Consider the following 10,698-nt stretch of genomic DNA (forward strand, 5'->3'; position numbering starts at 1 on the left):
TCGTTCACAAAACGCCTCGATGTCACGCGCTAAGGAGCGACAAACCGCCATTGAGAACTCATATTCACGTCTTATATAACCGCAGCACTCCTCTTTTAGTCCTCTCTTCACTATGCCTTCATAATCGTCCCTTTCGTTGGGCATTTTAGTCACCACATCAAAAATAACTATGCGCTCATACCAATCGAGATTGTCCTTCTTGACCGTGGACTTTACACGTAAAGCGTCATAAAGGTCTTGCAGGAGCTCAAACTGCGATATAGATATATAATCATGGATAATCATGGTTCCGAAATACGCCAGGTTCAAGGAATGGTTAAAGAAAGGTGCAGAGCTGCACGAGCATCGGTGGAAGACGAATAGAGACAAGACAACGCAGAAAAAATAAGCACGTATATTGCAGTATTGCCGGGCTATGAGAGCCTTGACTGGATTTTTTGCAACAAATATCAACGCTAATACCTATGATACGGTTCGCACTCCTCGTATTTGAGTGCATACTGTACAATGTCCAATGTCTGGCAGTTCTTCAAGGGGCGTCTTCCGTTCAGGCGAAGCATCGTCAAAACAGCGGTATTTGCAGTGATTGCGCTCTTCAGAGTGAAGGGTTTTTGGACGACAAAGGTCCACCTCCCGACAAGATTTATGAGGAGCTAATCGAAAAGATCGGCTATTTTGGTGGATTTAGCTTGTACAAGGGCTGTTAATGCAGCTTTTTGTTGTTTTTACTCTTTTTCTGTTGCTTAATTAACTGACTATCCGGGCATTGAAGTTTTTATGGAGAAAATATGCTCGATTATATTTATATATGCCAGAAACGCTTAAACTCTGTTCTTTTACTAATATCCCCCAAAGAGTATTCGGAGATACTGTCTAATTCGTTAACTTTATATATATTATGCCATTTTTATCTTTTACATTTAGATTTCTTACAGAAGGAGAAAGAAGAGATGAGGACTAAATCGCTGTGCCCCGAGTGTTTAAACGTTATAGATGCAGAGGTGTATGAATCAGATGGCAAAATATTGATACAGAAGAGATGTGAGAAGCATGGCGAGTTCGATGACATATACTGGTCTAATGCCTCGCTCTATTACAAATTCGCAAGATGGATGTACACTGGCAATGCCGGTATTAGAATTACGAACACAGAAAAGGGTTGCCCCTATGACTGCGGACTCTGTCCCGTGCATAAGAGCTCGACTATGCTTGCCATTATAGACCTCACGAATCGATGCAACCAGCACTGCCCGACCTGTTTTGCAAATGCCGCAGCATCCGGGTATCTATATGAACCAACAATGGAGCAATTGCGAGAGATGATGAAACTGCTCAGGAGTGAGGTGCCCCCATGTCCCGCGGTTCAATTTGCAGGTGGTGAGCCGACGATAAGGGAGGGTTTCATCGAGATCGTGAGAATGGCTCGTGGTATTGGATTCTCTCATATTCAGGTCGCTACAAACGGGATAGCACTGGCAAAGAGCGAGCAGTTCTGTCGTGACATGGCAGAGGCAGGCTTGCACACCGTATATTTGCAGTTTGACGGTGTTACCGAAGAGCCTTACAGGGTATTGAGGGGCATACCCGCATTGAAGACGAAGTTGAGGGCGATAGAAAACTGCCGTAAAGGCGGTCTAAAGAGCGTTGTACTTGTACCAACACTCGTTAAGGGTGTAAATGACCATCAGGTAGGTGATATGGTGAGATTCGCAGCCAGGAACCTGGATATAATACGGGGAGTGAATGCACAGCCAATCGCTTTTGAGGGCAGAGTAGATGAGGGCGAGCGAAAAAGCGGTAGGATAACGATTCCCGATTATATAAAAGCATTGGAGGAGCAGACAGATGGTGAGATACCACATGAAAGTTTCTATCCTGTTCCTTTTGTCATTGCTATCTCGCATTTCGTGGAAGCATGGAAAGGCATGCCACAATTAGAATTCTCGGTTCATCCTCACTGCGGTGCAGCAACGTACGTGTTTGTAGAGAACGGGAAGTTCATACCGATAACCGAGTTCGTGGATGTTGAAGGGCTGATGGAATTCATAGAAGAGCAAGCAGAGGAGATGAGCAAATCACGAATAGGGAAATTGAAGGCGATGGCGCGGATAATAACCCAGGGCAAGAAGTTCATAGACCATGAGAAGGCGCCTTCGGTATTTGATAAATTCACATTCACCGATATCCTGGATAAAGGCAATCGTGACTCTCTGGCAGAATTCCATCGCAAAGCACTCTTCATTGGTACTATGCACTTCCAGGACCCTTATAATTTCGATCTGGAACGGGTACAGAGGTGCGGTATCCATTATGTAACGCCCGATGGCAGGATAATTCCCTTCTGCTCATACAATGCTATCCATCGCCCTTCCGTAGAGAAGGCTTTCGCAACACCTCTTCATGTTCATTCACGTGCAACGGATGAATGATGAGTGACACGCTTTGGTTTGTATGGGCGTCTCATTTGCCTGCCGCACTTCAGGCATGTTGTTGTGATATAATCTCCCCTGAGGCGCACCCGCATATTTCTCCCGGGTATTAAGTAAGACTTACAGCTCTTACAGACCTGCATCTTTAAATACCAGGGGATTCTAACTCGATAACGCATTCCAATCTTGCGAGCAAGCTGGACGTATCTATCACTTCTGTCTTCTCTACCACGAGCTGCTTCCAGCTGCGCAAGCTCAAATAATCGCTTTATCCGGCGCAGTGCAATGTCCTTGAAACTCTCCTTAATTACCATGACTATCCCGCTGCCTCTTGTCTTGTTAATATTAATACATTAATACTCCCTCTCACCTATGAAATCCGCTATTTTCATAAGGAATTCCTTAGCATCTGCTCGGAAATCTGAGTCCTCAATCGCTTCTATTGCCCGCTCTGTGTTATCCCTGACCAATTGTTTCGAATAATCGAATGAGCCCGTTCTCTTCACTATTTCCCTGACCGCTTCTATCTCATCCACTGTAATATGCTCATTGCCCATGGTTCTTAAGATAAATCGCCGCTCATCATCCTTGCATCTCTCCAGTGCATGCAGAATCAGCAGTGTCTTCTTCCCTTCACGTATATCAGAACCTACCGGCTTGCCTATCTTGGCCTCCCTGCCGAATAAACCCAGTATATCATCCTGTATCTGGAATGCAATGCCAAGAGGAATGCCATACTCGCTCATGACCTGCAAATCCCTCTTTTTTGCTCCCGCCAGAATAGCACCGATCTGAAGTGGCCCCTCTATTGTATAACTCGCAGTTTTGAGTCTATGTATCATTAAAATCTCATCAGTGGTAATACTTCCCTTTCTCTCCGACATTATATCCATGATCTGTCCATACCCCACATTTCTCACTATCTCCAGGTACTTGCACAAAGCTCGCCTGACATATCGAGCATCGAAATTTGAATTTGCCAGCACTTCTTCACCGTATGCCTCCAGCAGGTCACCGGTAAGAATAGCCATATTCTCACCAAATCTAACCGATTTCGTACTACCATATTCGCGTTCACAGATATCCTTATAGAGTACGTGAAACGTGGGCTTGCCTCTTCTCAGTTCATCCTCATCCATTATATCATCGTGAATTAGCAGATAGCTCTGCATCAACTCAATAGAGATTGAGGCATCTATAATAGCTCTCTCATCACCGTCAGAGAGGCACTTATAACCATAGATGAAGAATATGGGTCTGAGTCTCTTACCTCCCCGTAATGTATATTTGGTGGCGTTGACCACCACATCCCTTACATCTGGTGAAATCCCGGCTGCTTCTTCTATCTTATTAGCCAGGAAAGATTCCAGATGCCTGTTTATCTTCTCCCGGTAATCGGAAATTATAGTGTTTATATTCACTTATCTATCACCACCTTTATTTTATCTGATACAAATACAATTGTTTATGTTATTTGTGTATGTGTGATGTAGATGTATAATAGAAAAGAAAAAACCCATCTTCTTCCAGAGCTAAGGCAAAAAATAGCCTTTAAAGTTGCAATTCCAATTGCAATTCTAAGTTTAATACTCATATTCGCTTTCGCTTTCGTTATTATTAACACTACAACCGCAGGTGCAAGAGATACGGATAGCCCCGTAGTTTACGTATTGCGAATAGAAGGTACAATAACAGAAGGCACAGCCATGGATGTACAGGAAGGCTTAGCGGAGGCGGAGGATGCGAATGCTGATGCGATTCTGATTGAACTCGATACACCAGGCGGACTCGTTGAGTCCACACTGAAGATAACAGAAGCGATAATGAATTCAAAAGTGCCAGTTATCACCTATGTAACGCCAAGGGGTGCGATAGCAGCCTCAGCAGGCTCTTTTATCCTCGTATCTGGCAATATCGCAGCAATGACACCGGGCACAACTATTGGGGCTGCAATGCCTGTCTCTATAGGCATAAGCGGCAGGAAGCCGGCGGATAACAAGACGGTGAAATTCTTCGCCGGGCATATAGCGAGCATAGCGAATTCGAGCGGTAAGAACGAAACACAGGCAAAGCTGTTTGTGACCGAGAACGCCGTGCTGAACGCGGATAAGGCGTTGCAAAGGGGTATAATTGACATCATTGCGAGTGATGAGTCCGAACTCCTGAGGATGGTGGATGGCAGAGAAGTGAGTATAGGCGGAACTAATATAACCATGAGGACATGGAATGCTTCGCTGTACCATAAGCGTGAAAGTGCACGCTCTTCCTTACTGAAACTACTTGGTAATCCCCAAATAGCGGTTATTTTGCTTATTGTTGGCTTGTATGGTCTCATATTTGGATTCATGTCCCCGGGTACGTATGTACCTGAGATGATAGGCGCTATCTGCCTGGTATTATCGCTCTATGGTATGGGACTCTTCACGGTGAATATGTTTGGTGTGCTTTTGATAATCATCGCGGTTATATTATTCATCGCCGAGGCACTGACGCCAACCTTCGGGATACTCACTACCGGAGGGGTAATGTGTTTGATTATAGGTGCATTGATATTACCAAAAGAGCCTTTACTCTTTGATCCCCGCTGGTTCCGGGGATTCGCAATCACCATACTGGGTATCGCCACTGCATCTGCTGCTTTCTTCTTCTTCGCTGTTGGTGCGGTCTTGAGGGCGAGGAAGAGACGCCCAAAAGTGGGTGCTGAAGAGCTCATCGGTCGGATAACAAAGGCGATGACGAATATCACGGAAGATAGTGGCACGATAAAGATACATGGTGAATTATGGAATGCCCGAACAAGAGGAGAGGAGATAGAGAAAGGAGCGAAGGTGGAGGTTGTGGCACGAGAAGGACTGACGTTGATTGTCAGACGGGCAAATGATAAGGGCAAGGGTGCTTGAGAAGTTCACAAACATTTTTTTTTTAATACTACATAAAGTATAATGTTTCTTTGGTAAAGCTTTCTTTTTGAAAGAAAGGTTTTTTTATTAGCTATGCTATTCTCTTTTCTGTCACTGGAACTGGAATGTATGCAGAACGGATAAACTCATTACCGCCTTATCTCTTCGCGGATATAGACCGGAAGAAGAGAGAAGCGGAGAATAGGGGTGTAGATATTATAGATATGGGTGTTGGTGACCCTGATCTGCCGACACCTTCTCACATCGTGGATGCACTATGTAAAGCGGCAGCGGAGCCAGCAAACCACAGATACCCCTCATACGAGGGGATGTTCACATTCCGTGAGGCAGTAGCTGACTGGTACAGGCGTAGAAAGCATGTGAGTCTGGACCCAGATAGCGAAGTGTTAACACTGATAGGTTCAAAGGAAGGTATAGCTCATTCCACATTCGCGTTCCTCAACCCCCATGATATCGCACTTGTACCCAACCCCGCATACCCGGTATATAAGAACGCGGTAATAATGGCAGATTCTATACCTTTCTCCATGCCTTTAATGGAAGAGAGTGGGTTCAAGCCCGACTTTGAGCGTATAGATGCGGAGATCGCGAAAAGTGCGAAACTGATGTTCCTGAACTATCCAAACAACCCTACCGCCGCTACGGCAGATGAAGAATTCTTCAAAGAAGTTGTGGATTTCGCATACGAGCATGATATTATGGTGCTACATGACAACCCATACTCAGAACTGACATTTGATGGCTATGAAGCGCCGAGCTTTCTCAGGGTGAACGGTGCGAAAGAAGTGGGTATCGAGTTCAATTCGCTATCAAAGACCTACAACATGACCGGCTGGCGTATTGGCTTTGCAGTTGGTAATCATGAGATACTGAATGGTCTGCGACTGGTGAAGACGAATATAGATTCAGGCACGTTTCAGGCGATTCAGATAGCGGGAATAGCGGCTTTGACCGGGTCGCAAGACTGTATAAGGGCTAATGTGGCAGTGTACAGAGCGAGACGGGATGCACTGGTTGCGGGTTTAAAGTCCGCGGGTATTGAAGCGAGTAAGCCGAAAGCAACCTTTTACCTCTGGGTGCGTGTACCGGATGGATACAGCTCTATGCAGTTCTCGATGTTCCTGCTGGAACGAGCAGGAGTGGTGGTAACGCCGGGTGTAGGATTCGGTGAGTATGGCGAGGGTTTCGTTCGTTTTTCGCTCTGTTTGGATATAGAGCGTATAAAGGAGGCGTGCGAACGGATAACTGATATTCTGTGATCTGTGATATTGTTGATGCTCATCCCCCCTCTTCATCGGAATGGAAAAAAACCAAACATTCGCTTAAATCGTATCGCAAATGGCTCTGTATGCGTTCTTGATAGTTCGGGGGAAGCGGTGGTTGCCGAAATAGTACTTCCTGAATAATGCCACCAATGCTACCACTCCGCCCGACTCTTCGCAATTTTCGTTGCTCGCCCTTCGGTCACTTAACAGGCGGATATGTTGCTCGCTAACTCTCGCCCAAATCTGCCTCCGACAAGCTTCACATATCCCCGGAACGTTAAGTGAAATCGGGCTCTGCGGTAGTTTAAATAAGTGTTAAGGAGTTGTGGGCACGTATAACAATCTTTGCGGTCACTTTTTACATATTATCCCCTCTCTTATCTCTACTTCTACTTTTACTCTTGATATAAGCAATCAAACCACCACTATCCAGCAGCTTCTGCATGAACTCCGGTAGAGGCTTGAACCTGTATTCCTCACCTCTCGTACGATTCATTATTACTCCCCTCTCAAAATTTAATTCTATCTCATCACCCTCGTCTATCCTGTCGTAAATATCCAATTCTATCACTCGCAGCCCGATGTTTATAGCGTTTCTGAAGAATATCCGTGCAAAACTCTTCGCTATCACACAGCTTATACCTGCACCGAGTAATGCACGAGGTGCATGCTCACGGGAACTGCCACAGCCGAAGTTAGCACCCGCTACGATTATGTCACCCTCATGCACTTCCGTCGCGAATTCCGGTCGCACCTTCGCGAACGCGTGTCTGGCTAATTCCTTCGCATCGCCCGTAGTCAAATATTCCGCAGGTATTATCTGATCAGTGTCTATGTCATCGCCAAATTTCCAGACTCTCATAAGCGCTATTTCACCTCCTTACTATTTCACCTCTTCACGCATGTCATGCTCTCGCAATACACGGTGGGGCACGCCATGTGCAATCATATCAACAGGACACTGGTATGTTGATTCCAGTTCCTCCTTGCTTATCTCTTTTGTATTATGGTAATATAACTTCCGATTGAGACATGCGATTTTGGTAACATAGATGGAGACCGCACTGATGTCATGAGAGACGAGTACAATAGCCATCTGCTTCCTTAGCGATTCGAAGAGTTCATAAAGCTCCTTCTGCATCTGCGGATCTACATTTGCCATCGGCTCATCGAGTAACAGCAACTTCGGCTGGTTCACCAGTGCACGCGCGATGAATACCCGCTGCTGTTGACCACCCGAGAGTTTACCTATCTGCCGGTCTTTGTATTCGAGCATCTCAACGGTTTCAAGAGCTTCATACGCGATTCTCATGTCTTCTTCACTGTAGCGCCTGGGTGGGTGCATACGTCCAAGACGTCCCATGAGCACGACATCAAGGACGCTAACCGGGAAATCGCGATAGAAGAGGCTGTATTGTGGTACATATCCAACGAACCTCCTGCCCTTATCCGGTGCGAGTCCAAAGATTGTGATTCGACCCCGAGTTGGTGTTATTAACCCGAGGATAGCTTTCAGGAGTGTGGTCTTGCCGCCGCCGTTCGGACCTATTATACCCAGGAAGTCGTGTTGCTTTATCGATAGATTAACGGCTTCAAGTACCGGCATACCATCAATGTGAACCCATACATCCTCCAGCCTCACTATCTCCGCCCCTTCTTCCATGATTATGATTATTATTTATCGCTCATCATTAAATACCCTGAAAAACCAAAAATAAAACAAATAAAAAATTATGAGTGAAGCAGTTCCAGCGGTCAAGGGCGAAGTAGTGATAGAGGGACCTGTGACCCCATCGGCGGACGAGGTAAGAATGTTCTTAGAGGAAGGATAAGAGATGTTAAAAAAGACGAACTCGTGCAAGCATGTGGGAAGATATACAAAGTTGCTGAGGATGCTGTCTGTGAAGATACATGCAAAAGAGCATGCCCCTGAAGTTTATAATGTGAATGTGGCTAGGCTAAGCATAACGGCGGGTGGTTAGCGTCACTACACATACTCATACGCATACTCAGAGAAGCTGCATTATCTTATCAGTAGTGCACGAACTTGCACACTTGAAAATGCCAGGACATGGACCGGAAATCAGGAAACTCGTAAATAGGTATCCTAAAACAGAGCGAGCTCGGGGGTATTTGATGGCTGCTGGGATGACTGATTGAATCCACACAAATCCTGTCAGCCCGTTACAAATTACAAACCGCTATCGGTATGAAACTAAAGGAAGCTTTAAAGGGTGTATTGGAGGAAAGTGAACTGAAGAAGGTGGTAAAATCTTATGACATCATCGGTGATACAATTCTCATAAGGGTCCACTCTGATCTGGAATCAAAGAGGGGGATTATTGCCGAGGCGCTGCATAAGATCTATCCACATGTGAGAAGCATCGCAGCAGTTCCTCTTTACGCTCACACCGACAGGATATACCGAACAAGGGACCTGGAGGTGATATGGGGGGATGAAAATATGGAAACTATGCATAAAGAGAGCGGTTGCTTATTCAAAGTGAATCCAAAACGTGTCTTCTTCTCCCCCCGTCTCTCCTATGAGCGAATGCGAGTTGCCAGTAAAGTTATGGCTGGTGAAACGATAATAAACATGTTTTCAGGTGTAGGCTGCTTCTCCATCATCATAGCGAGGATGCAACCACAAACGAAGATTTATTCTATTGATGTGAATCCTTATGCGTATGAATATATGAATGAGAACGTGAGATTGAACAGGATGGAGGGGAGGGTAATACCTATTCTTGGTGATGTAAGAGAAGAGCTGAAGAAATCGGGATTAGAAGGAGTTGCAGACCGCGTGCTCATGCCGTTGCCGGAAGAAGCGCATTCTTTTTTGCCATTAGCCGTAAGAGCATTGAAATTGGATAAAGAAGGAGCAGGAGGCGTAATACACTATTATGACGTCTCTACGGGTAGAAAAGACGATGATTTATTTGTTATGCCAATCAAGCGTGTGAGAGGCATTATCTCATCCGTTTTCGGAGACTCACTAAGATTGAAAATAGAGGAGAAGCGGATTGTGCGTTCTGTTGCGCCACGGAGATATCATGTGGTATTGGATTTGAATTTGAACTTAAACTCGCATGTAGAAGGGAGTGTAATGTGATGCAGATGACATTGACGCCTATAGGTGTGATTTACAGTCCGTATAAGAGTTTAAGTGACTGCCCACGCATGCAAGCAAATCAGAAGTAGTAGCAGTGATAGAAGTCTTTGAGCATTATGCAGGTGGACTGAAGGATTTTGAAGGTTTCTCACACCTCACACTCCTCTACTGGCTCCACAAATCACATGGCTATTCCATGCTCGTAAGAACACCCTGGGATACAGAATCACATGGCTTATTCACTACAAGGTCGCCAAATAGACCGAATCCGATAGGAATATCGGTTGTGAAGCTGATAGAGAGGTGCGGAAATTATACTGCGAGTCAGAGGTATAGATGCCATTGATGGTAGTCCTCTGATAGATATAAAGCCCTATGTGCCCGAATTTAATTTTAACGATAGGGATGTGAGAATTGGCTGGCTTACAGACAAGATAAAGAGATGAGTTCTAATTCAATACCGCATATCCACAGGGCTGTAGATAAGAACGCCCTCGACTATAACCCTGCCGTCCTTCTTCAGCCCGGGCTCAGCTAATCGCTCTGCTATTACCTGCATCCGATACTGATACTCCGTGCTCGCTTTATTATCACTACAGAGATAAAATATGCGCTTGTACACCTTACAGATGTAGCCGACAACCCTTATCCGCCTGCCTTCATAGTTTACTGGATGCTCCGCTATCTCCACAACGAAATATGCACTATTGTCATTATTATCAGAGTTTATCTTCTTAAGGCCACCTTCTGATGCCGCAATCTCGTATTTACCACTGTATTGTTGTAGTTCGGTACCATCATATTATTCCGCATTTAAATATTTTAAAGATACTATTTTTTGATTTCTGGAAAGCTATGGACCTGTCAAATAAGATTCTCCTTGCATTGCATTTCATTTCATGTTCGTATGTGCGTATTATCCAGCTTATTCCTCCTTTTGTCTTGATTTGAGTTAGCATGAAAAAGGAGAT

Annotated in this window: 14 protein-coding genes; 8 read left to right on the top strand and 6 right to left on the bottom strand. The window is 45.1% G+C overall.

What is annotated here, in order from left to right:
- Nucleotides 1–285, bottom strand: a 285-nt coding sequence (locus tag J7J01_01760) for a hypothetical protein (GenBank protein ID MCD6209619.1), incomplete at its 3' end; no start/stop codon positions are given.
- Nucleotides 286–950: 665 nt separating this feature from the next.
- Here J7J01_01760 and J7J01_01765 point away from each other — a divergent pair.
- Nucleotides 951–2,429 (top strand): radical SAM protein, encoded by a 1,479-nt coding sequence (locus tag J7J01_01765; GenBank protein ID MCD6209620.1) that lies wholly within the window; start codon nucleotides 951–953, stop codon nucleotides 2,427–2,429.
- On the opposite strand, the gene J7J01_01770 is transcribed toward J7J01_01765, so the two are convergent.
- Nucleotides 2,405–2,743 carry a hypothetical protein gene (locus J7J01_01770; GenBank protein MCD6209621.1) on the bottom strand — a complete coding sequence of 113 codons (339 nt, stop codon included), beginning with the start codon at nucleotides 2,741–2,743 and terminating at the stop codon, nucleotides 2,405–2,407. The two genes, J7J01_01765 and J7J01_01770, sit on opposite strands and share 25 nt — an antisense overlap.
- A 39-nt stretch (nucleotides 2,744–2,782) precedes the next feature.
- Nucleotides 2,783–3,850, bottom strand: a complete 1,068-nt coding sequence (locus J7J01_01775; GenBank protein ID MCD6209622.1) for a polyprenyl synthetase family protein — start codon at nucleotides 3,848–3,850, stop codon at nucleotides 2,783–2,785.
- A 72-nt stretch (nucleotides 3,851–3,922) separates the two neighbouring features.
- Here J7J01_01775 and J7J01_01780 point away from each other — a divergent pair, with 72 nt between their 5' ends.
- Nucleotides 3,923–5,329 carry a nodulation protein NfeD gene (locus J7J01_01780; protein MCD6209623.1) on the top strand — a complete coding sequence of 469 codons (1,407 nt, stop codon included), beginning with the start codon at nucleotides 3,923–3,925 and terminating at the stop codon, nucleotides 5,327–5,329.
- Between the two features lie 125 nt (nucleotides 5,330–5,454).
- A complete protein-coding gene (locus J7J01_01785) occupies nucleotides 5,455–6,609 on the top strand; it encodes an LL-diaminopimelate aminotransferase (protein ID MCD6209624.1) in 1,155 nt (384 codons plus the stop codon).
- A 364-nt stretch (nucleotides 6,610–6,973) separates the two neighbouring features.
- On the opposite strand, the gene J7J01_01790 is transcribed toward J7J01_01785, so the two are convergent.
- Together J7J01_01790 and J7J01_01795 are read right to left on the bottom strand one after the other, a co-directional pair.
- On the bottom strand, nucleotides 6,974–7,477 hold the full coding sequence (locus tag J7J01_01790; GenBank protein MCD6209625.1) for a 3-isopropylmalate dehydratase small subunit: 504 nt from the start codon (nucleotides 7,475–7,477) through the stop codon (nucleotides 6,974–6,976).
- Nucleotides 7,478–7,498: 21 nt separating this feature from the next.
- Complete coding sequence (locus J7J01_01795) at nucleotides 7,499–8,278, bottom strand: ABC transporter ATP-binding protein (protein ID MCD6209626.1); 780 nt, start codon at nucleotides 8,276–8,278, stop codon at nucleotides 7,499–7,501.
- A gap of 172 nt (nucleotides 8,279–8,450) precedes the next feature.
- On the opposite strand from J7J01_01795, the gene J7J01_01800 reads away from it, so the two are divergent.
- From J7J01_01800 to J7J01_01820, 5 genes are all read left to right on the top strand, one after another.
- Complete coding sequence (locus J7J01_01800) at nucleotides 8,451–8,597, top strand: hypothetical protein (protein MCD6209627.1); 147 nt, start codon at nucleotides 8,451–8,453, stop codon at nucleotides 8,595–8,597.
- A 55-nt stretch (nucleotides 8,598–8,652) separates the two neighbouring features.
- On the top strand, nucleotides 8,653–8,775 hold the full coding sequence (locus J7J01_01805; GenBank protein ID MCD6209628.1) for a hypothetical protein: 123 nt from the start codon (nucleotides 8,653–8,655) through the stop codon (nucleotides 8,773–8,775).
- A 49-nt stretch (nucleotides 8,776–8,824) separates the two neighbouring features.
- A complete protein-coding gene (locus J7J01_01810) occupies nucleotides 8,825–9,727 on the top strand; it encodes a class I SAM-dependent methyltransferase family protein (protein ID MCD6209629.1) in 903 nt (300 codons plus the stop codon).
- A gap of 94 nt (nucleotides 9,728–9,821) precedes the next feature.
- Complete coding sequence (locus J7J01_01815; protein ID MCD6209630.1) at nucleotides 9,822–10,073, top strand: SAM-dependent methyltransferase; 252 nt, start codon at nucleotides 9,822–9,824, stop codon at nucleotides 10,071–10,073.
- Nucleotides 10,039–10,173 carry an SAM-dependent methyltransferase gene (locus J7J01_01820; GenBank protein MCD6209631.1) on the top strand — a complete coding sequence of 45 codons (135 nt, stop codon included), beginning with the start codon at nucleotides 10,039–10,041 and terminating at the stop codon, nucleotides 10,171–10,173. Before J7J01_01815 ends, J7J01_01820 begins: the two co-directional genes overlap by 35 nt.
- An 8-nt stretch (nucleotides 10,174–10,181) precedes the next feature.
- Here J7J01_01820 and J7J01_01825 read toward each other — a convergent pair whose 3' ends face one another.
- Complete coding sequence (locus tag J7J01_01825; GenBank protein ID MCD6209632.1) at nucleotides 10,182–10,418, bottom strand: hypothetical protein; 237 nt, start codon at nucleotides 10,416–10,418, stop codon at nucleotides 10,182–10,184.
- Nucleotides 10,419–10,698 lie beyond the last annotated feature (280 nt).

It is taken from the genome of Methanophagales archaeon (assembly GCA_021159465.1).
GTDB lineage: Archaea > Halobacteriota > Syntropharchaeia > Alkanophagales > Methanospirareceae > G60ANME1.

Excerpts from the sequence above, each read along its gene's own strand:
- J7J01_01770 (MCD6209621.1), bottom strand. The coding sequence starts at position 2,743 with ATGGTAATTAAGGAGAGTTTCAAGGACATTGCACTGCGCCGGATAAAG.
- J7J01_01785 (MCD6209624.1), top strand. The coding sequence starts at position 5,455 with ATGTATGCAGAACGGATAAACTCATTACCGCCTTATCTCTTCGCGGAT.
- J7J01_01810 (MCD6209629.1), top strand. The coding sequence starts at position 8,825 with ATGAAACTAAAGGAAGCTTTAAAGGGTGTATTGGAGGAAAGTGAACTG.
- J7J01_01790 (MCD6209625.1), bottom strand. The coding sequence starts at position 7,477 with ATGAGAGTCTGGAAATTTGGCGATGACATAGACACTGATCAGATAATA.
- J7J01_01765 (MCD6209620.1), top strand. The coding sequence starts at position 951 with ATGAGGACTAAATCGCTGTGCCCCGAGTGTTTAAACGTTATAGATGCA.
- J7J01_01795 (MCD6209626.1), bottom strand. The coding sequence starts at position 8,278 with ATGGAAGAAGGGGCGGAGATAGTGAGGCTGGAGGATGTATGGGTTCAC.
- J7J01_01800 (MCD6209627.1), top strand. The coding sequence starts at position 8,451 with ATGTTAAAAAAGACGAACTCGTGCAAGCATGTGGGAAGATATACAAAG.
- J7J01_01780 (MCD6209623.1), top strand. The coding sequence starts at position 3,923 with ATGTATAATAGAAAAGAAAAAACCCATCTTCTTCCAGAGCTAAGGCAA.